The organism is Nostoc sp. (assembly GCF_036918015.1).
In the GTDB taxonomy this organism is placed as follows: domain Bacteria; phylum Cyanobacteriota; class Cyanobacteriia; order Cyanobacteriales; family Nostocaceae; genus Nostoc.
This window is the reverse complement of sequence record NZ_JBALEO010000063.1, coordinates 25,544-49,255: the sequence shown is the minus strand read 5'-3', so window position 1 is coordinate 49,255 and position 23,712 is coordinate 25,544. Positions and strand designations below refer to the sequence as shown.

Sequence of the window (23,712 nt, the reverse complement as noted above, 5' to 3'; positions counted from 1 at the left end):
CAAAGATTAAATTTTATAACTAGAGTCGTATATACAGGTGCGATCGCAAAGTAATTTAATCATAAAATGTTACCTAATTTCTGAAAGATAATATCCATATAGGGGTTCTCGGTTAAGTGAGGTGTAAGAACCCCACCCCCAACCCCCTCCCCGCAAGCGAGGAGGGGACTATGATGTACCTCATGTGATTAGGAAACCCTATACCGCTTCTTTTTAAGACGCACATAAAATTCTAAATAATCTTTCTAATACCAGCAAAGTTTCCAAATTTAAAAACTAACAAAACTAATGTCTGGTGATAAATTATTAATCGAAATCAACTCAGGAATTACGCGAAATTATGAGATAACATAAACACACCGCAAATGCGTCTTATTGACACAGCCTCTCCTAAAAAATACAAGCAGCTTGCCACAAAGTTGTTGCGTAAGTCCTGATATTGTGAAACCATAGCTTGTAACTTGCTAATACAATTGCAACTAACCTGTCTCTCGCCTCACTCCAGAAAAAAGTACTGGTAGTAGTAACAATCATGACGCGATCGCCAAATTCAGAAAACAATCAGGAACCATCTAATCGTCGTCTGTGGCTCCTGCTTTTAGGACGTACCAGTTTGGCTCTGGGTGGGGTTTTACTAGTTGGAATTATCGTTGGTGCTTGGTGGGCTAGAAACTATGTATACAAAGATTTAGCACCGTTAGTACAGCAAAATCTTGAGCAATTACTGGGGCGTCCAGTCAAAGTTGGGAACGTTGAACGTTTTTCGCTTTCTAGTCTGAGATTTAGCTCTCTATCGATACCAGCAACTTCCAGCGATGCAGATCGGGTGGTAGCAAAAGCTTTGGAGGTGCAGTTCTCGCCGTTGCAACTCCTTCTTAGCCGAAAACTGGCATTAAATGTCACCTTAGTTCAACCCAACGTCTATGTTCAACAGGATAAAGATGGGCGTTGGGTGACAGCCCAAGTTAAGGCTGGAGAGGGACAAGGCTTTATTCAAACTGAGTTGCAGTCACTTCAAATTCAAGATGGCAATATAGAACTGATGCCATTCGCTGCACCCACTAAACCCAAAGGCTCAGTAATATTAGATCGAGTTGGTGGTATTGCCCGATTTTCCGATCAAAATCAAAGGATTGGTTATGACTTCAATACTCAACTCACTAGGGGAGGCGCTGTTAAAATTGTTGGCGAAACCCAACTCAAAGCTCAACAAACTAACCTTCAGCTTTCAGCACAAAATTTACTAGCATCTGATATCACTCGATTAATTCAGTTACCGATCGCGCTGCAAGCAGGATATTTAAATGCTGACTTAGGGGTGCAGATTCCACCCAAACTATCAGACATCGCAATTACGGGAACAGCTACAGCTAATCAAGTCACCGCTAAAATTCAAAATCTTCCTCAGCCGATTTCTAATTTTAATGGGAAATTTCTATTTCAGGGTCAGACAGTTACTTTATATAATCTGAGTACGAACTTTGGCAAAGTTCCTATTGTAGCTAATGGAACAATTAATACCCAAACAGGTTTTAATGTTTCTGCTCAGATAAAACCTGTTACTGCGAAAAATATCTTAGATACCCTGAAAGTAAATTCGTCAGTCCCAGCTAGTGGCGAAATTCAAGCAAATATTAAAATACTAGGCGCACTTCAACAACCAGTCGTCAGCGGTACAGTAAGTAACACCAAACCGATTCAAGTCGATCGCGTTCAATTTAAAACTATCAATACTGATTTCCGCTTGAATGCATCTCAAACTGCATCTCAACTTACTGTCTCCAATTTGAGAATAGTCCCCGCAGCAGGTGGTCAAATTACAGGCGGCGGTCAAGCTAATCTAGGAGCCAAAGATGGGGTAATATTTAATGCTCAAGCTGATGGAATATCAGGAGATATACTAGCACGCAGCTATGGCGTTACTCTACCGATCGCAGTGGGGAATGTTTCAGCAAAAGCACAAATTACTGGTTCACTTGCCAAACAGCCGTTGAACCTTGATATTTCCAATGTTCGGGTAACGCCGCCAGTCGGGGGACAAATCACAGCTAATGGTCAAATTCAACTTGCTCCCCAAGGTCAGGTAGGCGTAGATATTCAAGCTCAAGGTATTCCAGGAAATGCGATCGCTCAAGGTTATGGTATTTCAACTCCCATTAATGTTGGTGGTATATCTGCGAACGCTAAAATTACTGGCTCTCTGGGTACACCGTTAAACGTCAATATTTCTCGCGTTCAAGCAAATCCAGATGTGGGAGGGCAAGTCACAGCTAGCGGACGAGTTCAGCTTGCACCTCAAGGTAGGGTGGCATTGAATGTGCAAGCAAAAAATATACCAGGAGATGCGATCGCCAAAGCATACAATTCCTCACCCTCCATCACCATTGGGAATGTCTCGGCAAATGCCGATATTTCCGGGACTCTGAGCAATTTGCAAACAGTAGCGCGGGTGCAAGCGCCTAGTGCCACCTATCCCACTACCGGGCGAGTTGTTGTTACCAAACGGGGAGAGAATATTATCTTTCCCGATGCGGTTGTGAACGTCGCAGGGGGGACAATCACAGCTCAAGGTCAACTTGCACAACAACGCTGGCAAGGAACTGTCAAAACTTCTCAAATTCAACTCAGCCGTTTCTCACCACAATTGCGAGGACGGCTGAATAGCAATATTCAGTTAGCTGGCACAACCCAATCTTTCCAGCTTGCGGATATTCGCGCTGCGGGACAAATCAGCCTTCCCCAAGGAGTAGCGCAGCTGGCAAAACCTGTTACCGCAAAATTTCAGTGGAATGGACAGCAGATTATAGTTGAAAACGCAAGTACCGCAGGATTTACTGCTAATGGTGCGATCGCTATTCAGTCTCCCCCAAGTGGCGCACCCCAAATTGCCGGATTTGATTTAAATGTACTGGCGCAGAATTTCAACTTACAAAATACTGGCTTTAAAGTTCCTGGGGACGTAGCAATAGCAGGGCGACTTGATTTTAATGGGAAAGTTACAGGAACTCCAGATGTACCCCAAGCTAATGGGAATATCCGACTGCGGAATTTCAATGTGAGTAACTTGGCGTTTGACCCACTTTTAACCGGAAATGTGAATTTTCAAGGGGGACAAGGGGGAAGTCTACGACTAGCTGGGAAGCAGGATAGGATTGCGCTTAATTTAGGTGCAGATTATCGTCCCACCTCATTTTTAGTTAAACGCGATGAGGCAGTTACTACAGGTAGAACTGAGGGAGATAACTTGATTATCAACGCCCAACAGTTTCCCATCGCTCTTGTTGGCGGCTTTTTACCTAACAATCAATTGAAACCTTTGGGGGGGCAATTATCGGGTAATTTAGTTGTCAATCTGAATAATTATGCCATTGCGGGAGACGTTGCGATCGCAGCGCCTCGCGTTGCCAGAGTTGCAGCCGATGAATTTCGCGGCAGCATCAATTATGCCGATGGTACGGCTAGCTTGGCTAATGGTCAATTGCGGATTGGCGATACCAACATCGCTCTCAGTGGCAATGTGCAAGCAGGGAATGACCCGCAATTTCAATTCCAAGCTAATTTTGCCGAAGCCAAAATCCAGAGACTTTTACAAGCGTTTAATATCTTCGACTTTCAAGACCTGAGTACCGGGTTGCAGCCTCCAACGTTAGCTGGTGCAGAAGCACTTCCAACTGAATCGATCAGTTTGCCCAATGCAGATTTGAAAACACAGTTAGCATATTTCTCGAATATTACAGCAGCGATCGCTAAAGAACAGCAGGCAGAGAAAAAACAAACCCCATCTTTGCCCAGCCTTGCAGAATTAACAGGTGCTTTAAACGGAGCAATTACAGCCAATGGCTCCTTAAAATCTGGGTTGAATGTCGGCTTTAATTTTCAAGGTGCTAACTGGCAATGGGGTAATTATTCCATCAATCAAGTTGTTGCTCAAGGCACTTTTGCCGATGGTATCGTCACCCTTTCGCCTTTGAGTGTGGGGATTGATCGAGGACTAGTGGCGTTTTCGGGACAGTTAGGAACTGAGCAACTATCTGGAAAATTGAATGTAGCCAGTCTACCTCTATCACTTTTAGAGCCTTTTATCGAAAAATACCCCATAGATATCACTGGTAATGTAAATGCTGATGCCACCTTAGCAGGTAGTTTGCAAGATCCTAGTGCCAAAGGCAAAGTGGCGCTAGCGAATGCGACCCTTAACAAACAACCCGTACAAACAGGAGAGGTGAACTTTGATTACAACAAAGCTCGCTTAAATTTTGATAGTACCTTACTCGTAACAGGAACGCAGCCAGTTGCAATTACAGGTAGCGTACCTGCACCGTTGCCTTTTGCCAAAGTGCAACCGGATAGCAATCAAATCAGCATCAACGCCAATGTGCAAAATGAAGGATTGGCACTGTTAAATCTGTTGACCAACAATCAAGTCGCTTGGGTAGACGGTCAAGGAAAAGTAGATTTAAATGTTCAAGGTACTTTAAATGAACCAGTTATCAACGGCAACGCCACACTTAATAATGCAACCTTTCGCGCTGAAGCCTTATCTGAACCTCTAACGAATGTCACAGGAACAGCGCTATTTAATGGTACTACGGTAAGCGTTGAAAATATCCAAGGTAATTACAATAAAGGGCAAGTAACTGCATCAGGCATCTTGCCAATTTTTGATCCTCAACAAGCCGCAGCCAATCCCCTGACAGTATCAATAGCAGACAAACTCAATTTTAAGCTTGCAGGATTGTATGAAGGCGGTGTTGGCGGCGATGTCGTGATTCGCGGCACAGCCTTAAAACCTGTAATTGGTGGAGAGATTAAACTGAGTGATGGTCAGGTAATTATTGGCAACTCTACTACTACTGCTAAAAAATCAGCAGCTACAGCAGAGGCTAATACTAAGGTAATAAATCTAGATAGACAAGAGGTTAACCCTAACGTCACACCGACAGCAGAGAATAGCGCTAACCCAGTAGCGACAGTAGACGGAAGCACTAGCGCCGCAACTCCACCCAATTTACCTGTAGAGTTTGCAGATTTAAAGTTGATTTTAGATAAAGATATTCGGGTTACAACTCAGTCTCTACTCAGCTTTGTACCAGGAGGAGCAGCATTAAGTCAGCCTCTATTGAGCTTTGACGCCAAAGGCGACTTGACCATTAATGGTACATTAGCCAAACCACTTCCTGAAGGAGTCATTCGTTTAACTGGAGGACGACTGAGTTTATTTTCCACTGCGTTTACCTTGGCGCGGGGCTATGAACAAACTGCGCGGTTTACTCCAAGCCAAGGACTTGACCCGACTTTGGATGTCCGACTGACGGCAATTGTACCGGAAGCATCAGCAAGGAACACTCAAACTTTGGAATCACCTTTGTCTTCTGAAGTCAGCGATGTTTCTGTAAACAACTTTGGGACTTTACGTAGCGTTACCGTTCAAGCTAGGGTGAACGGGCCAGCTAGTAAATTGGGTGACAATCTAGAACTAACGAGCGAACCTAGCCGTAGCAAGGGAGAAATAGTTGCTCTCTTGGGTGGCTCAATTCTGGGTTCTTTCGGTCAAGCAGATGCCGGCCAAGGGCTGACTAATTTCGCTAGTTCTACCATTTTAGGTAGTTTACAAGGAACTATCACTGCGATCGGACAGGCTGTTGGTTTCAGTGAATTTCGGATATTTCCTACCCCTGCGACTAACAATGAAGAATCAAAAGCATCAAGAGCTTCAATTCTTAATTTATCAGCGGAAGGTGTGTTTAACATCAATAGAAATTTCTCTGCCTCTTTATCACGCGCTCTTTCTAGCGATGACTCTTTCCGTTTCAATGTCCTCTATCGAGTTAATGACGAAATTCTGATGCGAGGCTCAACTGATGTGGGGGATGACAATCAACTTCAAGTTGAGTATGAAACTCGATTTTAGATTGCTGTATTGGCATTGTTAATCGACACAATCGCATTGCTGACCAATAAACTAATACTAATTCAATTAATGATTGCAACACATCCTTGGCTAAAGACGCGATGAATCGCGTCTCTACAAATGGTCTATTTGTCGCATTCTTTTTTCAAATTGGTATAACTAATTACCGGGACAGGATATCACTCAATACTGTTTGGTTAAGGCAAGAGACGCGATGAATCGCCGTCTCTACAAAGGACTGATTATTGTAGAGACGGCGATTTATCGCGTCTTTGACGAGCAATAATTTTCATCAAAAAACCTTAACCGAATCGTATTGGGATATCACTGATGATTAAGTTGTTGGTTTGGATGTTCTTGATTTTTTACCACAGGTGATACTTCTGTCTCCACACTTTTTTCTTGGGCTTGTATTTCTAGTAGTTGGGGAATCGTCACAAATCTATAGCCTTCGGCTTTTAAACCTGCGATCATTTCTGGTAAAGCTTTGACAGATTTGGAACGGTTGCCGCCCCCATCGTGCAACAGTACAATTGCACCAGGTTTTGCATATTTCAGCACATTTTTGACCAGCCCTGTAACTGGAGGCGAACGGCGTTCAGCATCTCCCGATTGTTCTGACCACATCATGACAGCGTATTTCTTGTTTCTGGCATATTCGGCTAGTCCATTATTCAGAAAACCGCCAGGAGGACGAAATAAAGTAGTTTTCTCTCCGGTAGTCTTGTAGATGATCTCTGCTGTACGATCGATTTCACTAGCCGCAGTAGCTAAGTCCATCTGGCGATACCAATGATGCCATGTGTGATTACCAATTACGTGACCATCAGCAGCCACTTGCTTGGCAACTTGGGGAAAATATTTCACCATTTGCCCAATCATGAAGAATGTGGCTTTTACATCATTTTTCTTCAAGATTTCTAAAATCTGTGCGGTATTTTTGGGGCCGGGGCCATCATCAAAAGTTAGGGCAATAACTTTCTCATTCGGTTTTAGTTTCCCTTGATAAACGATTGTTCCCTGAAATGCCTTTGGTAATTCATTCATCTGGTCTGTTGCTGGACTGATATTCTGTGCATCTGCACTCATCAGCTTGTTATGACTCGCTTTAGCACTCTCGCTTTTTGGCTTGATAATTCCCAACAAATGCTCAAATCCACTTGTGGTTAAAAGCAAGCTGATACCTAAACTACTAGCACCAGTAACCAATGTAATAATTATTAGTTTCAGTAACCAAGATAATTTACGACTAGACACATTAAATCTCCTCAAATATTAGTTATTAGTTATTGGGGATTGGAGATTGGTTTCTCCCTGATGTTTCCATACCTTTACCCAGACTTGATATTACTCGTAGCCTGTTGTAATTAATATATCTACTGCTGAAATAAAAAAGAAAACAATAAAATACCTTGAAACATTCCAGCTAAAGGATCTCTCAATTTATTTTGTACTAACTTGCTACCATTATTTAACCGAATAAAATAATACTCAGTAAATTTAGCTGACCAGTAGAGCCAGCAATGATAGCAGTATAACCATAACCTGGAAAAATGCTAGGTAGTCAATATTTGCTATTTGCTTGCGATCGCTTCCAGCGGGCGGTTACGCCATCGCAGTTTTTGCTTATCCTTATAGAGAGGCAGAAGGTGACAACCTCCTACCTCATATCCTCTTCAATCTTCGTCAAGGGCTGGGAAAGCTTCTTCAAGCTGCCACAACCGATCTTTATTTTCAACGAACCAAATACGAGTTTCTGGAGTTAATTTACTCCAAATGTCTTCAACAGGGATGTGAGGAGATGCATACTGGTAGTGTTGACCAAGTGATTTGAGATTGTCCGCCACATCACGGGGAATTCCGAATTGTTCCCAGTCAACTGTTATATGTCTTCCCGAAACTCCGGCTGTAGGGTCGAAAACCAGTTGTGCCGATCTGACTAAATCAGCAAAGTGTTTCGGTTTGAGTTTGGTGATTTCCTGAATTTGGAGTGATTCGTTATGCTCTTGAGACATGATCGCCGCAGTGGTAAAGATTAGTGGTCTATTGAACTTACTGCCAGAGATTTCTATCCCAATATTTTTTAGTTTAGCGCAGACCCACTAACTCGATCGTGACTTAACAAGACTTGGGGTTTGAGCAAATCGTTTGAGGTGAGCAAATTTACCACACATCTATCAGTACAATGTCTAAGCTAGTAATGAAAAGTTTGTAGTAAGCACTTTAGTGCTGAGAAAATAAGGACTAAGAGTGTTCCAAAAAATAAATGATCCAAAACCCGTCATTGCGTACTCCTTTGGAGAACCCGTTGGCGCAGCCTCTCCAAGAGTTGGGTACGAAGCGAAGCAATCCCAGTCATTGCGATTGCTTCTCTACGAGACGCTGCGCGAACGCTTCACTCGCAATGACAATTGGGCATTTTTTTACTTGGAGTATTCTAAAGTCCTCTCTTCTCTGCGAGAGGCTACGCCCTAAGCGTAGCTATGCCGCAGGCTTTACGAGATGCTGCGCAAACACTACGAAATAATCTCAATATTTCTTACATTACTTAATCTAGTTTGATTTATTCTCACCGACTTATTAATGAGCAAGCATTTTGAATAAGTAAAAGGTCATTTTGCTTGCGGAAAATACTGAAATTAGTAAGCAAACTGGGGTTTGAATAAGTAAAAGTTCGTTTTGCTTGCGGAAAACACCAAAATGAGTAAGCAAACTGGGGTTTGAATAAGTAAAAGGTCATTTTGCTTGCGGAAAACACCAAAATGAGTAAGCAAACTGGGGTTTGAGTAAGTCAAAGCTCATTTTGCTTGCGGAAAACACCAAAATGAGTAAGCAAACTGGGGTTTGAATAAGTCAAAGGTCATTTTGAGAAAGCATTTAAGTATTTTGAGAAAGTAAACTAGGTATTTTTATAAAGCAATGACGCTTTTTGATAAAGTAATCAGCAAATATACTTGACAATTAAAAATAGCGCCGGCACAAATAAAGTCGGCAATCAAATCACTTAATAACTTTTCTATAAGTTTCTGTTTCTAGAGGAATTACCTCAGCTACTCATCTTCGATGAGAACTGTAACAGCAGCGATCGCAATCAACATTTCGTCATTTTTATCGTTGAGTTCGGGAATCGCCCGCCCTTGAACGATCATCCCTCCAGATTCTACGGTGAGGGTTTTTCGCCCAAATGGTAATACAGCGAGTACTTCTTCTTCTCTAACTTGTTCTGGGTATGGCACTGCTACCTGAACCTCTATAATCATTTGATTAGGGTGACTTAAACCTGCAACCTCCCAAACACCAGGTAAGGCATTGTGAGCGATCGCATTACGTACTGCCCTAGATGCTGCTACTGTTGGTTCTTGTCCGTGTTGATCGATTCCCATCCCCATCTCAATAATCAATCGTTTACGCGCCATTAGCTACCTCCGGTAAATTTTGCACCTTTCACTTTATATAAATCAGGAGTCAAAAGCCAGCATCTAGAATTCTCTGAATACTGACTTATAACTCCCCAAGCGAGAGAATATATCTATGGCCTTCTAAAAAGGAGGCAAAATTAGTGGCAGATTCTGATTAGTTTTGAAACTTATGCCGACTGAGGTGATTTAGACCATACGCTGCAAGCGACTCAAACGCTCTGAGTAACTTTTCATCACCTGTATCGCAAACATAGGTGTTTCCTGAACAGCAAAGAGAAACCCCTCTTCATCAAGGAAACCTAGTTTAGTATCCACCTTTGCGATCGCTGTGTAATTTCTATTTTTTACCCCTACAAGTATCCCAGCACCAAAAACTTCGCCCGTTTCAATGGTTTCTACAACCTTGCCATTGACTACTATATCTACCTCTCCTTCCAGAATGCCGTACATCTTATCACCAGACTGTCCTTCTTCAAAGATGACTTCACCTGCTGAGAATGCTTTAGGATCGGGTTGTTTTTGAAATATACTGACTGTTATTACAGGACTAAGCATTAGAGCAACCCCAAAATTTTTGGTTTTTAGACGAAACTTGTTGATAGCTTTAGGCGAACCCAAAAAAGTATACTACTTTATGCCGATTAACTCTCAATCTCCGCAAAATTTCTGATTAATCGTCTATAAACCTCTCCCTAGTTTTACAATGCAAAACCGTCCCTTTCCGAGTTGGCTACGGTGTACGCACAAGTCTGAAAGGTTTTACCCCACCCTAACCCTCCCCTTGTAAAGGGGAGGGAACTAGATTTTCCGGTTTCCCCCCTTTATAAGGGGGGATTAAGGGGGGTAATTCGATTTGTGTGTACACCCGTAGCCCAATGCATCGGGGGGGGAGTAATTCGACTTGTGTGTACCGTACCGAAGCGGAGAGGGGCTGGGGGAGAGGTCAAATAATACTTATCAAACTCAGGTTCAAATAGTGAATTTTGGATTTCAGGCTATCTTCTATAATTAATAAAACCTGCACACCTAATTCTAGGCATGAGACTGTGACCGAATCAGGAAGTTACAAAGATACTGTAAACCTACCCAAGACTAATTTTGATATGCGGGCAAACGCCATCAAGCGGGAGCCGGAAATCCAAAAATTTTGGGAAGAAAATAAAATTTACGATCGCCTCTTTGAAAGTAACCCCGGCGAATTATTTATACTGCACGATGGGCCTCCCTACGCTAATGGCTCACTCCATATTGGTCATGCCTTAAATAAAATTCTCAAAGATATTATTAACCGCTACCAAATGTTACAAGGGCGTAAAGTTCGCTACGTTCCTGGTTGGGATTGTCACGGATTGCCAATTGAGTTAAAAGTTTTGCAGAACATGAAGTCAGCAGAACGGCAAAATTTAACATCTTTACAACTGCGGCAGAAAGCGAAAGAATTTGGACTAGCGACGGTAAACGACCAGCGCAATAATTTTAAACGCTACGGTATTTGGGGTGATTGGGAAAACCCTTATCTAACTCTAAAGCCGGAATATGAAGCAGCTCAAATTGGCGTGTTTGGTCAGATGTTCTTAAAAGGCTACATCTATCGCGGTTTAAAGCCGGTTCACTGGAGTCCCAGTTCTAAAACCGCTTTGGCTGAAGCTGAGTTGGAATATCCAGAAGGTCACGTTTCCCGCAGTATCTATGCAGCTTTTGCAATCACAAGTTTGGCGGAAACTGTAAAACCACTGTTGGCGGAATATCAGTCAGATTTGGGTGTGGCTATCTGGACGACTACACCTTGGACAATTCCAGGGAATTTGGCTGTGGCGGTAAATGCAGATTTGAATTATGCAGTGGTGGAAGTGGAACCCCACCCCCCAACCCCCTCCCCGCAAGCAGGGAGGGGGAGTGAAGAAGTTTCTTCCGCCTCTGGGTTAACGGAGAGGGGGAGTGAGGGGGTGAGGTTCCGGTATCTCATCGTTGCTGCTGATTTAGTGGAACGTTTATCTTCAACCTTGGGAGTTGAGTTAACTGTAAAAGCCACATTCAAAGGGAATGATTTAGAACATACTACTTATCGTCATCCTCTATATGACCGCGAAAGTCCGATTGTCGTCGGCGGTGATTACATTACTACTGAATCGGGTACGGGATTAGTGCATACTGCTCCCGGTCATGGTCAAGAAGATTACATTGTTGGTCAGCGTTACGGTTTGCCTATCCTTGCACCAGTAGATGACAATGGCAATTTTACCGAAGAAGCGGGACAATTTGCGGGGTTGAATGTGCTGGGTGATGGGAATCAAGCGGTGATTGATGCACTGGCTGCGGCTGGTTCTTTGTTGAAGGAAGAACCATACCCCCACAAATATCCTTATGATTGGCGGACGAAAAAGCCAACAATTTTCCGCGCTACGGAACAATGGTTTGCTTCCGTGGAAGGATTTCGGGAAGAAGCATTGAAGGCGATCGCCACGGTAAAATGGATTCCAGCCCAAGGTGAAAATCGGATCACGCCAATGGTGGCGGAACGTTCCGATTGGTGTATCTCTCGTCAACGCGCTTGGGGTGTACCCATTCCCGTTTTCTACGACGAAGCGACGGGGGAACCACTGCTGAATGAAGAAATTATCAACCACGTCCAAGGAATTATCGCAGAAAAAGGTTCCGATGCTTGGTGGGAATTATCAGTTGAGGAATTATTACCAGAATCTTATCGTAATAATGGCAAGTCTTACCGCAAGGGTACAGACACAATGGATGTATGGTTTGATTCTGGCTCATCTTGGGCGGCTGTCGTCCAACAGCGTCCAGAGTTACGCTACCCTGCTGACATATATTTGGAAGGTTCCGACCAACATCGCGGTTGGTTTCAATCCAGCTTGCTTACCAGCGTAGCGGTAAATGACATTGCACCTTACAAAACTGTGCTAACTCACGGCTTCGCTTTGGACGAACAAGGGCGAAAGATGAGTAAGTCAGAAGGAAATGTGGTTGACCCAAATACAATCATTGAAGGCGGAAAAAATCAAAAAGTAGAACCGCCTTACGGTGCAGATGTATTGCGATTGTGGGTATCATCGGTTGATTACTCCGGCGATGTTCGCATTGGGAAAAACATCATTAAGCAAATGAATGATGTTAGGGGTAAGATTCGCAATACAGCGCGGTTTTTGTTGGGTAGCTTGGATGATTTTGACCCCGAAAAAGATACAGTTCCTTTTGAGGAATTGCCAGAACTTGACCGTTATATGCTGCACCGCATCACCGAAGTATTTGAAGAAGTTACCCAAGCCTTTGAAAGTTTCCAATTCTTCCGCTTTTTCCAAACAGTGCAGAATTTCTGCGTGGTGGATTTATCCAACTTTTATTTAGATGTGGCCAAAGATAGGCTGTACATCAGTGCAAAAGATGCTTTCCGCCGTCGCAGTTGTCAAACGGTGCTGAAAATAGCTTTAGATAATTTAGCACGAGCGATCGCACCAGTGTTATCTCACACTGCCGAAGATATCTGGCAATATCTCCCATACAAAACACCTTACAAATCAGTGTTTGAAGCCGGTTGGGTACAGGTTGAGGAAAAATGGCGTAATCCAGATTTAGCGGAATTTTGGGAAACGCTGCGACAACTCCGTACCGATGTTAATAAGGTGTTGGAACAAGCCAGGATAGAAAAACTCATTGGTTCTTCCCTGGAAGCCAAAGCTTTGATTCATATCCCTCACAAACAGTTAGGCGATGCTATCAAAGCCTTTAACCCGGTGAAGGGTAACGGGATTGACGAACTGCGGTATTTATTGCTGACTTCCCAGGTGGAATTATTAGATTCTGCTGAGGGGTTGCAAGGATTAGAATATACAGCGCAGACGGAAGATTGGGGAATTGCGGTAGTGAAAGCAGATGGTGAAAAATGCGATCGCTGTTGGAACTACTCTACTCATGTGGGAGAATCAGCAGAACATCCCCTAATTTGCGAACGGTGTGTTGCAGCCTTAGCTGGAGAGTTTTAAAAGCAAAAATCCCACGGCGATAGCAGGCTAGAAATCACTAACCTATCTAAAAATCCTACCCACCCAATATTTCTGTTCAAGTGAAAGTCGCACACTGAGGAAATATTACGCCCAGAACTAAAGTTCCGGGCTGATAGCTAAAGTCCACTAAGCGTGGACTGAACTAAATTTCTTGTTTAGTCATCTTTTAGATGACTTTCGCTATGAGACTCGGAATTTATTCTGAGGCGGGATAGCACACTGAGCAAATATCCCGCCCAGAACTAAAGTTCCGGGCTGATAGCTAAAGTCCACTAAGCGTGGACTGAACTAAATTTCTTGTTTAGTCATCTTTTAGATGACTTTCGCTATGAGACTCGGAATTTATTCTGAGGCGGGATAGATACACTGCACCAACACTTGTGTGTACACCGTAGCCCTTGGGGAAAGGGGAGCTAGACATTCAATTCCCCTTCTCCCTTGGGAGAAGGGGTTAGGGGATGAGGGCAAAACGCCTGTCTGATAAAGTTTTCGGCTTAAGTTGACACTAATAGAATCCTGTCCACCCCACAATAAGTAATACCAATTTGAAAAAAGGATGCGACAAATAGACCATTTGTAGAGACGCGATTCATGAGCCAGCGCGTTGCGGTGAATCCAGCGCTGTAGGCGGGTTTCCCGCCGTAGGCGACTGGTGAACCCGAAGGGGGGTTCCCCCCGTTGTAGCGACTGGCGTCGCGTCTTTACCCAAGGATGTATTGCAATCATTAATTGAATTGGTATAACCTGATTACGAATTACACTTCGGTTGGTTGATATTCTTGTTGTCTTTCTACAAACGACTGAACACGGGTGCGGTAGTTTCTCACAGTCTCATCTACCCATTCGCGATCGTTGCTATTTGCATACAAATGCACCAGTGGTTCGCTGGCATCTGGTAAAACTAACAGCCAACTGTCATCGTAGGGTTGACAAATTTTTACTCCATCGATTAATTCTAGATTTTGGGCTGGGTGAGTTTCTACCAAGTAACGCATCAAAGCACCCTTAGCTGTCCACGGGCAGCGGACTGTATAAGTTTTGTGAATTACACGGGGCAATTCTGACCGCGCAGCCGCAAGCGATCGCTCTTGGATAGTCAACATCTCAATGATCTTCGCAATGCAGAACATGGAATCAAATCCCGGATGCAGTTGCGGGAAAATAAAACCAGTATCTCCACTACCTCCCAACACCACATTCGGATTCTTTTGGCAAGCTTCCATTAAAGCTGTAGGGTTGGCTTTAGTGCGAATCACTCTACCATCATGGCGACGGGCAACTTGTTCAATCGCACTGGAAGCATGAACTGGTACAACTACTGTTCCTCTGGGGTTAGCAGTTAATATCATGTCTACCATCAGTGCTGTTAAAGTTTCTCCACGAATTGGGTAGCCTGATTCATCAACTAAAATTAGCTGTTCTCCATTAGCGGATACTTGCACCCCAAAGTTAGCTTTCAATGCCTCCACTACATGACCTAACTGAGTCAGCAATCCTTCGCGATCGGTGATTGACATCGCCGTTTTATTGACACTGGCATTCAGTACGACTGCATCAGCGCCAAATTTATCCAACATTTGGGGTAAAACTGCCCCCGATACCGCATAAACATAATCAATCACCACTTTGGCGCGACTGTTGCGGAGTGTATGCACATGCAAAAGCTTTTCAAAAGCAGTACAATAGCGCTCCATGACTTGGCTGGGATAAGACACATCGCCAATTTCATGAATTAGCGCCCGCCGCATATCCTCCTTAAAGTAAGCCCCTTCAATTTTCTTTTCCAGGGCTTTGGAGATATTAATGCCCTTTGCATCCATGAATTCAATCAGAATGTAGTCAGGGCGGTCGGGATGTACCCGGACGTGGATACCACCAACTACCGACATTGTGGGTATAACTGTGCGGGCAATGGGGATAGCTGTGGCATCGAGATTTTGAATATCAATACCTACAGACATTAAACCAGCAATCAGCGATCGCGTCACCATCCGAGAAACATTACGCTGGTCACGGGAAACCGTTACTTTAGAACCAGGTTTCAAAGTTGAACCGTAAGCAGATCCCAATTTCACAGCGAATTCTGGGGTGATGTCGATATTCGCTAATCCTTGGACACCACGTTGCCCAAATAAATTCCGTTGGGCGGTGTTTCCCCAAATCAAGTTAATGTTTAAAACTGCCCCTGACTCAATCTTTTTACTGGGCCAAACACGTACACCAGGGCTAATTTGGGCTTCTTCTCCCACCGTGGAAAGCGAACCCACAACCGCAGCTTCTAATACATGGGCGCGGCGGTCTACACGAGTGCCACGGGAAATTACACAGGCAGAAAGATGTGCTTCCTCGCCAATAAATGCCCCATTCCACACGATGGGACGTTTGAGATTAGCATCAGCACCAATAGTGACATTATCCCCAATTACGGTTCCTGCCTCAATTTGGACTCTTGCCCCAATCCGGCAATTGTCACCAATCACTGCTGGGGTTTCAATCACAGCCGTCTGGTCAATGTAAGTATTTTGACCTACCCATAATTCATGGGAAACTTCTTTGTAGGCAAAATCTAATTGCACTTTCCGATCCAAGGCATCATACTGAGCCTCACGATAGGCATCTAAGTGACCGACATCACACCAGTAACCTTGAGCAATGTAACCATACATTGGCTCATCTTTTGCTAGTAGTAAGGGGAATAAGTCTTTGGAAAAGTCACATTCAACGTTTGCTGGCAAATATTCCAAAACTTCTGGTTCGAGAATGTAAGTACCAGTGTTCACGGTATCAGAAAAAATTTCACTACTAGAGGGTTTTTCTAAAAATCGCCGAATCCGGGCTTCTTCATCGGTAATCACCACTCCAAATTCAATCGGGTTGGGAACCCTGGTTAAAATCAAAGTAGCTTTTGACTTATTTTGTTTGTGAAATGCGATCGCAGCTGTGAGGTCAAAATCTGTTATGCTATCACCGCTAATGACTAAAAAAGTTTCATCAAGAAGTTCGGCAATGTTTTTCACACAGCCTGCTGTACCTAAAGGCTGATCTTCTTCGACAGCATAAGTCATCTGCACGCCAAAATCGCTGCCATCTTGAAAATAGTCTCGCAAGACATCAGGTAAATAATGCAATGTTGCAATAACTTCTGTAATTTGATGTCGTTTGAGGAGATTGATAATATGTTCGGCAATTGGTCGATTTAGAATCGGCACCATCGGTTTCGGCAGATCGCAAGTTAACGGACGAAGCCGCGTTCCCGAACCCCCTGCCATCAGTACTGCACGCATAAATCCTCCTTAACTAGTTACAGCTTTTGCTGCTTGAAAACGTATCAGATAGATTTTGTTATTCTTTCTCTAGTCTCCTATGGATATTGAGATTTGAGGAACTTCCACAAGATGCATATACATTGGGGATTGGGGATTGGGCAGAGGGGCAGCACTTCGGCTACGCTCAGTGACCGAGGGGCAGGGGGGCAGGGAGGAATAAACTTACTGCAACTTCTCCAGGACTTACGCAAAATAATGAAAAACGAACCGCAAAGTACGCAAAGTACACAAAGGAATAAGGGTTTCAGAGACTTATTGCGTTAGTCCTATTCTCCCCTGCTCCTCGGTCACTGAGCGTAGCCGAAGTGCTGCTCCCCTGCTCCCCTGCTCCCCTGCTTATTGGCAATGATAAAGTTCATATTCGTAGCCGTCTACGGGTGGCAAAGATTGAGTATCAGATATAGCGCATATTTTCGCGGTTTCTGCTACGGGTGCGTGAAAGTTTACCAGCCACAAGTCAAAAGGTCGTGGTAATTGTTTTAAAGTATTTTCCAGAGCAATGGTGGAAGCATTCGGATCTCGATCTTGATGAGCCAGGAGAAACAGAGGATTTTGGAGTGAATTGGCACGTTTAATCTCCCTCGCAACTCCCATCATTTCCCCAGTGTGTACATAAGTTTTGTGGGTGGTGGCAATCAATACTGGTGTTGGGGATGTTTGTTGAATTAGTTGCACAAATAGGTCAGGACGATAATATTTTTGATAGCCGAGATTGCAGATTACTGTAACTGCGCTGAAAAATCCCATTAACCAAATTAACATTACGGCTTTTTTCCCGTTTATTCCCCATTTACCTATACTTGTTATCCCATTTTTCCCTTGTTCTGTTTCCATCCATTCCTGGGGAGGATGCCAACAAACTGCGAGACTTGCGCCTAGTAAAACCACGATCGCGGGAAAGTAAACAAAGTTATATCTAGCACCTCTGGTGAGGTCAATACCCAAAAAGTACGTAAAGATAAAGAATATTGCGATCGCACTGATAACTACTCCAGCAATTACCTGAATCATCATCCGGTTTTCTGGGTGCTGTAGTTGAATTTTAATCCCACGCAGCAAAATTGGTACTGCCCAAATAAAGAAAGTCAGCATTACCACTCCAGAAGGAATCACCACCAAAGCTTGAGAAGATTCAACTGGTAATAGGGAAATCATTGCAATCAATGTTCCTAAAGCTTGAAAAATGGGGCTTAACCAATCTAGTCCAACGCGCGAACCTCGAATCCACTCGGTCAAAGCACCACGATTTTCATTCTCTAACAAGGTTGGTATCCAAATTAAACCCGCTACACAAGTACCTATAGCAACGGCATAGATGCGCCGCCAGGGAGGAGAAAAGAGGAGAGAAAATTTGTTGCTAGTTTGCAATTGAAGCCAAGCCAGAAAAATCAAAACTACGACTTCTGCGCCAAGGGTAAGGGTGAAAAAATAATGAGTAGCAATACCTAAAGCATTAATTCCGATCCAGAAAAGTGCTACCCATATAGGTAAAGGTGTGCGGTTTTGAATATGACGTGTGGCAATTACTAAGCAGGTGAGGGAACCAATTACCCATAAGATTGCCAAAGTGTAATGACGTGCTTCTTGTGCTAAAAATACGCCATAAGGGGATACTGCCATCATCGCAGCACTCAAGTGTCCCACTAATCGCGAACGAAACGCTACTCTACCTAATACGTAAACACACGGGATGGAGGCAGCGCCAATTATCGCTGGTAGCAATCGCGCACCAAATAGCGATACTAATCCTCCATCACTGGGAAATAATTTCATCCACAGGTAAGCCAGCACAAAATACAGTGGTGGATGACTATCTTGTGTGGCTAAGTTATGAATGACATCACCAATAGTTGCAGCCGGGTTTAGTTGCAGTGGTTGTAATAGAATATCAGGTGCGATCGCTCGATCGAGGGGAACTGATAAAAAAGTATTCCCCAAGCTAAACACCAAGGTGGCAAACTCATCAGTCCAAGGAGGCTTTGCAGTCAAGTTGACTAGGCGCAAGCTGATGCCGACGATCAACCAGATTAAGATCAGCAAGGGATTAACCCAAAAAGGAGGAAGGCGATGCCAATTATGCCAATGCTTGCGTTGTGAGCCAGAGTTTTTATCGGCCAGAGGCAGGAAATGGGTAGCAAATGCAGGTAGCAACGAGATAATTTGTTTATAAAAATAAAATGCACCTTGAAAAAAAACTCTCATTGCTGGGCCTCACATTCATGGATTTGTAGATTTGACGTTTGAGATTTAAGTTCGTTCTAAAATCTAAAAACGAAAATCTAAAGCTCAAATCCCCCGTTGTGATTATTTCACGTCTGTGACGCGCCAGCTAAGTTTCAAATTAACCCAGAAATTCCAAATTGTAGCAACTGCGATCGCGATCAACTTAGCTAAATACTGATTTATTTCCAAGATATTATAGAGAAAATTAATTATTAGAGCTTGTAATATAACTCCTGCCAAACAGACCGCGCTGAACTTCAAGAATCGCTTGAAACGTTGATGCAAAGCACGTTGCCCTTGAGAAATATCACTAAAAGTCCATACATCATTCCATAGAAAATTATTTATGATTGCCACTCCGGCCGAAAGAATCGTACTGCGAGTTAAACCTAAATGAATTACAGTACGCAGCAAGTGAAACACCGTTAAATCCACAAACACACCACTAAAGCCAACAAACCCAAAACGGACAAATCTACCAACTGGAAAATTTACTTTTCTACTCAATCGTCCTACTTTCCCTGTGGAAAGCCGCAATCGCACTAAGTGGTGGATGTAATCTATATATTGCTTCCATGTCACCTTACTCTCGCCCTCTTTGCGTTCGCAAAATACATACCCAACCTCGGCAACTTGGTCTACTTTTCCCCGGCCAATTACTTCTAGGAGAATTTTATATCCAACTGGATTGAGTGTCGCACCTGCGATCGCACTCCGGCGCACCATAAAATAACCACTCATCGGGTCAGAAACTCTGCCCAATACCCCCGGTAAGATCAGCAAGCCTAACAACTGAGCGCCACGAGACAAGAAACGCCTAACAACACTCCAGCTACTAACACCGCCTCCTTCTACATGACGGCTAGCTACTGCCAAATCTGCTCCCTGCTCAATATTATCCAACAGTTTTATTAGTACCTCTGGTGGATGCTGCAAATCTCCATCAATCACCCCTAGCACACTCCCCGTAGCTGCTTGCCACCCACGAATCACCGCTGAGGACAGCCCCCGTTCTTGTTGGCGTCGCATCACTCGCAACTGCGGGTATTCTGTCGTCAAAGATTGCGCTATCTCCCAGGTTCGGTCTGGGCTATCATCATCTACTACTATTAGTTCATAGTTTCCTGCAATAGATTCATCCAGTAATTGACTCAATATGCTAACTACATTCTTGATGTTGTCACGCTCTTTATAAGTAGGAATCACTAGAGAAAGATGAATATAATTATCATCTGTACCCACGGGGTTTGGGGGCAACTCTGAAATCTTTAGTGGGCCAGTTGATACTGTTAAGAGCGAGTTGGATGAGTTTATTTTCATATTCCAAATTGCAAAACGAGGGTGTGTAAAGTCCGTGGAAAATAGAATCAAACATCTGCTGACTTTATTGACTAAACCTAGTTACTCAAAAGTTGAGGAATCCTTTTGTTACAGTTAGTTGCCCTGAAAGTTTAGTAATTCTCGCACTTCGATTCCCACTATTTTCCTAAATTCATCTAAATTTTACATCTTACCCCTTGTTTTTATGATATTATACGAAAAATTACGTATTTTTTAGCAAACCATCCTGTACTTTTAAGTAAACTAAGTCCGCAAATATACAGTTTATTCAGCATATCTTTATAATTTTTTAATGATACACGGCGAATATTATTTTAATATGGAGTATCGGAAATTTTGGTAATATGCTTAGACATTACTGTTTTTACAGCAAGGTAAGAAAGTGCAAATGCTGATTACATAAGCTTGTTACACCCGTAAAAACTTATTTGTTGATGCAATAAGTATTGAATTAATTAAACCCTACAAAACAAAGAAAAATCCAAATATTTCTTTGATAAATAGTTATAGCTATTTCTTAACCATAAAAGCAGTTATAAATTCCTATTTGATTTTTGAAAAAACGAACTACTCCATAAGGTAAGAGGCAGTTAATGTTTCTTTATTACTTGTTCTTAGGAGTAATTTGATGAACCAAATGAGATTAGATATGTACAGTCTCGTTTTGGAAGATTTGTCAACGTTTAGCAATATCAAAAATAAGCTTAACAAAAATTAATATGCTACTAAATAAGTATACTATTTAGTAGACACTGGATTGAAAATATGTCAAAAGTAACACTATAAAGTCCCCCGATAGGGCATTGCAAAAAAGAGAAAAATTTTGTTTGTTATTAAATTAGATGGATGGCGTAGTTTTATTGCTTGTTTTGAGTAAATGAACCACTAAAAATACAGGGTAGATCATGCATATTCCTGATGGATTTGTTTCTATTCCGGTGGCAGGGGCTACTGGTTTAGCGAGTGCGGCAGCGCTGTTTGTTGCCTTCGGGCGATCGCAAGAAGCTTTTGGTATTCGTCGTGCCCCGATATTGGGACTAACCACCGCCTTCATTTTTGCTGCCCAGATGATCAATTTTCCAGTAGCAGGAGGTACTAGTGGTCACTTGTTAGGGGGAACCTTAGCTGCGATCGTTTTGGGCAGTCCTTGGGCAGGAACGTTGTGTATCGCCACAGTTTTAATTATTCAAGCTGTGTTATTTGCTGATGGTGGTATTACTGCCTTGGGAGCAAATATTTTTAACATGGGAGTGATTGGGGTTTGGGTAGGCTGGGTTTTAACCGAAACCTTACAACGGTTGTTTGGCGGGTCTAAAGGGCGCTTACCTTTGGCTGCTGGGATCGCAGCGGGTGTAAGTGTAGTGGTAGCTGCGATCGCTTGTGCCATTGAATTAGCCCTCTCAGGAACTGCACCGGTAGGGATAGTTTTACCAGCCATGACTGGTGTGCATATTTTGATTGGCATTGGCGAAGGGCTGATTACCGGGGGTGTGCTGACTTATCTGGCCAAAGCCAGACCAGATTTGTTACCAGGCGAACAGCAGGAGTTTCGCGGCTGGTCAGTGCCCATTGTCACCATTTTCTTGATTGCGGGAGTGCTGTCACTCTTTGCCTCAGCATGGCCCGATGGTCTGGAGAAAGTTGCCGAAAACACAGGCTTCATTAACTTAGCCGAGAAAGTACGGATAATTGTGCCAACTCCTTTAGCTGACTATGGAATTGAGGGTTTGGGGCCAATTGGCACTAGTATCGCTGGACTGGTGGGAGCTGCGGTTTGCTTTGCTGTTGCCTTTGGAATTGCCAAGGTAGTGAAACCGAAGAATGCTTAAACTTTCCTTACCGCTACGCTTGCAACTGTCTCTAGTGATTGTGGTGGGAGCAGCTTTATTAAAGCATCATGCCTGGTATGGACTAAGTGTATATGGCGCGATCGCAGTTTTCTGGGCTTGCTTCTTGCGCGTACCAATTCGCCAATTGGGAGGATTACTCGGCACAGAATTGATTTTTTTGTCATTGCTAGCATTGCCCTTGGGATGGGAACGAGCCAGTTTTTTGCTAGTTCGTTCGCTGGTTTGTCTGGTGACGATGAATAGTTTTTTGTTAACCTTACCGCCCCACAGTTTCGGGATTGCCCTGAAAACATTACCAGTACCAGCACCTTTAAAGGAAAACTTGTTGTTGGCTGGGCAATATATGGAAATTTTGCTCTCAGAAGTAACGCGGATGCAGCGCAGCGCCCAACTACGCGGTCTGAATGGAACTACGGGATGGTTGCGCTATGCTAGTGCTGCTATGATTGGAGCTTTATATCTCCGCAGTCTAGATCGAGCAGAGCGAGTCTATGCGGCAATGGTAGCTCGTGGTTACAACGGACAATTACCCATAGATTCTACCCTCAGACCAAAAGAACGTTTTGCCCTATTAATAGCTTGGGCGATCGCTGCTAGCGTAACCCTAACCTCTTACAAAATTTAACAGAGTACCGTGGGTTTAAATCCCCCGGTTCAATAACCAGCAAGTTTTGGTTCGGGGTCTAAATCCCCGTCACAAAACTTAATTACGAATTACGAATTACGAATTATTTAACCCACTCCCCAGTAGAGACGCGACTAATCGCGTCTCAATTCCCTTACATATTGAGTTTGTAAATTTTGAAATCATTAACTTCTAATCCCCAATTATCAACCGATAATCCCCATGCCGCTGTAGTCGAGGTTGAGAACCTAGTGTATGCATATTCCCGCCAGGAGCCAGTATTACAGGAAATATCTTTTACCTTAAACAAAGGCGATCGCGTCGCATTGATGGGAGCAACTGGATCTGGAAAAAGCACCTTATTGGAGAACCTGATCGGCTTAAAACAACCGCAATCTGGGAAAATTACCATTAATGGTATTCCCGTAGAACTGCAAACTTTACCCCAAGTGCGTCGTCAAATTGGCTTTAGCTTCCAAGATGCCAACGACCAACTATTTATGCCCACCATCTTGGAAGATATTACCTTTGGGCCACGTAACTATGGGATGTCTCCAGCAGAAGCAAGCGATCGCGCCCGCCAGTTATTAGCTGATTTTGGTCTAGAAGCTTACGCCAATCGTTCCGCCCACGAACTTTCTGGTGGACAAAGACGCCTAGCCGCCCTAGCCTCGATTTTAGCCCTAGAACCAACAATTCTAATTTTGGATGAGCCAACTAACGGTCTCGATCCAGCATGGCGGCGTCATTTGGCGCAAGTATTATTAAAGTTACCCGTGCAAGCGATCTTAATTGCCTCCCATGACCTACATTGGTTAGGCAGAGTTACTCAACGCGCTTTGGTGCTGTCTGGTGGTCGTATTCAAATAGACAGCGATATTCAACCACTATTGCAAGATGGTGCTACTTTAGACCAGCTGGGCTTGCCGATAGATTGGTGATTTGGGCATGGAGCAGAGGAGCAGGGGAGCAGAGGAGAATAGGACTAACGCAATAAC

At 43.5% G+C, this 23,712-nt stretch carries 13 protein-coding genes; 5 read left to right on the top strand and 8 right to left on the bottom strand.

From position 1 onward, the window contains the following. Positions 1–532: 532 nt before the first annotated feature. Positions 533–5,911: a translocation/assembly module TamB domain-containing protein gene (locus V7K61_RS15235; protein WP_335054272.1), complete on the top strand. Its 5,379-nt coding sequence runs from the start codon at positions 533–535 to the stop codon at positions 5,909–5,911. A 324-nt stretch (positions 5,912–6,235) separates the two neighbouring features. On the opposite strand, the gene V7K61_RS15230 is transcribed toward V7K61_RS15235, so the two are convergent. The 4 genes from V7K61_RS15230 to V7K61_RS15215 form a co-directional block, all read right to left on the bottom strand. Continuing rightward, on the bottom strand, positions 6,236–7,168 hold the full coding sequence (locus V7K61_RS15230) for a polysaccharide deacetylase family protein (protein ID WP_335054270.1): 933 nt from the start codon (positions 7,166–7,168) through the stop codon (positions 6,236–6,238). 419 nt (positions 7,169–7,587) lie between these two features. Next, positions 7,588–7,926, bottom strand: coding sequence for a hypothetical protein (locus tag V7K61_RS15225; protein WP_094347761.1), 339 nt, complete (start codon positions 7,924–7,926; stop codon positions 7,588–7,590). 1,035 nt (positions 7,927–8,961) lie between these two features. Next, complete coding sequence (locus V7K61_RS15220; protein WP_099101269.1) at positions 8,962–9,327, bottom strand: Lin0512 family protein; 366 nt, start codon at positions 9,325–9,327, stop codon at positions 8,962–8,964. A 189-nt stretch (positions 9,328–9,516) separates the two neighbouring features. After that, complete coding sequence (locus V7K61_RS15215) at positions 9,517–9,885, bottom strand: Crp/Fnr family transcriptional regulator (RefSeq protein WP_335054268.1); 369 nt, start codon at positions 9,883–9,885, stop codon at positions 9,517–9,519. 491 nt (positions 9,886–10,376) lie between these two features. Here V7K61_RS15215 and ileS point away from each other — a divergent pair, with 491 nt between their 5' ends. After that, the gene (gene ileS, locus V7K61_RS15210) at positions 10,377–13,328 is read left to right on the top strand and encodes an isoleucine--tRNA ligase (protein ID WP_335054266.1); all 2,952 of its coding nucleotides are present in this window, start codon (positions 10,377–10,379) and stop codon (positions 13,326–13,328) included. A gap of 363 nt (positions 13,329–13,691) precedes the next feature. On the opposite strand, the gene V7K61_RS15205 is transcribed toward ileS, so the two are convergent. The 4 genes from V7K61_RS15205 to V7K61_RS15190 form a co-directional block, all read right to left on the bottom strand. Next, positions 13,692–14,075: a hypothetical protein gene (locus V7K61_RS15205; RefSeq protein ID WP_335054264.1), complete on the bottom strand. Its 384-nt coding sequence runs from the start codon at positions 14,073–14,075 to the stop codon at positions 13,692–13,694. Between the two features lie 29 nt (positions 14,076–14,104). Continuing rightward, a complete protein-coding gene (locus V7K61_RS15200; protein ID WP_335054262.1) occupies positions 14,105–16,633 on the bottom strand; it encodes a mannose-1-phosphate guanyltransferase in 2,529 nt (842 codons plus the stop codon). A 378-nt stretch (positions 16,634–17,011) separates the two neighbouring features. Continuing rightward, on the bottom strand, positions 17,012–18,877 hold the full coding sequence (locus tag V7K61_RS15195) for a glycosyltransferase family 39 protein (protein WP_335054260.1): 1,866 nt from the start codon (positions 18,875–18,877) through the stop codon (positions 17,012–17,014). 102 nt (positions 18,878–18,979) lie between these two features. Further along, a complete protein-coding gene (locus V7K61_RS15190; RefSeq protein ID WP_335054258.1) occupies positions 18,980–20,218 on the bottom strand; it encodes a glycosyltransferase in 1,239 nt (412 codons plus the stop codon). A gap of 926 nt (positions 20,219–21,144) precedes the next feature. On the opposite strand from V7K61_RS15190, the gene V7K61_RS15185 reads away from it, so the two are divergent. From V7K61_RS15185 to V7K61_RS15175, 3 genes are all read left to right on the top strand, one after another. After that, the gene (locus V7K61_RS15185; protein WP_335054256.1) at positions 21,145–22,068 is read left to right on the top strand and encodes an energy-coupling factor ABC transporter permease; all 924 of its coding nucleotides are present in this window, start codon (positions 21,145–21,147) and stop codon (positions 22,066–22,068) included. Beyond that, complete coding sequence (locus V7K61_RS15180; RefSeq protein WP_335054255.1) at positions 22,061–22,714, top strand: energy-coupling factor transporter transmembrane component T family protein; 654 nt, start codon at positions 22,061–22,063, stop codon at positions 22,712–22,714. Before V7K61_RS15185 ends, V7K61_RS15180 begins: the two co-directional genes overlap by 8 nt. A gap of 176 nt (positions 22,715–22,890) precedes the next feature. Beyond that, the gene (locus V7K61_RS15175) at positions 22,891–23,655 is read left to right on the top strand and encodes an energy-coupling factor ABC transporter ATP-binding protein (RefSeq protein ID WP_335054253.1); all 765 of its coding nucleotides are present in this window, start codon (positions 22,891–22,893) and stop codon (positions 23,653–23,655) included. Positions 23,656–23,712: the final 57 nt, after the last annotated feature.

What these genes read in the sequence shown, in the direction of transcription:
- V7K61_RS15235 (WP_335054272.1), top strand. Translation starts at nt 533, where the DNA reads ATGACGCGATCGCCAAATTCAGAAAACAATCAGGAACCATCTAATCGT.
- V7K61_RS15225 (WP_094347761.1), bottom strand. Translation starts at nt 7,926, where the DNA reads ATGTCTCAAGAGCATAACGAATCACTCCAAATTCAGGAAATCACCAAA.
- V7K61_RS15220 (WP_099101269.1), bottom strand. Translation starts at nt 9,327, where the DNA reads ATGGCGCGTAAACGATTGATTATTGAGATGGGGATGGGAATCGATCAA.
- V7K61_RS15215 (WP_335054268.1), bottom strand. Translation starts at nt 9,885, where the DNA reads ATGCTTAGTCCTGTAATAACAGTCAGTATATTTCAAAAACAACCCGAT.
- V7K61_RS15205 (WP_335054264.1), bottom strand. Translation starts at nt 14,075, where the DNA reads ATGATTGCAATACATCCTTGGGTAAAGACGCGACGCCAGTCGCTACAA.
- V7K61_RS15200 (WP_335054262.1), bottom strand. Translation starts at nt 16,633, where the DNA reads ATGCGTGCAGTACTGATGGCAGGGGGTTCGGGAACGCGGCTTCGTCCG.
- V7K61_RS15195 (WP_335054260.1), bottom strand. Translation starts at nt 18,877, where the DNA reads ATGAGAGTTTTTTTTCAAGGTGCATTTTATTTTTATAAACAAATTATC.
- V7K61_RS15190 (WP_335054258.1), bottom strand. Translation starts at nt 20,218, where the DNA reads ATGAAAATAAACTCATCCAACTCGCTCTTAACAGTATCAACTGGCCCA.
- V7K61_RS15185 (WP_335054256.1), top strand. Translation starts at nt 21,145, where the DNA reads ATGCATATTCCTGATGGATTTGTTTCTATTCCGGTGGCAGGGGCTACT.
- V7K61_RS15180 (WP_335054255.1), top strand. Translation starts at nt 22,061, where the DNA reads ATGCTTAAACTTTCCTTACCGCTACGCTTGCAACTGTCTCTAGTGATT.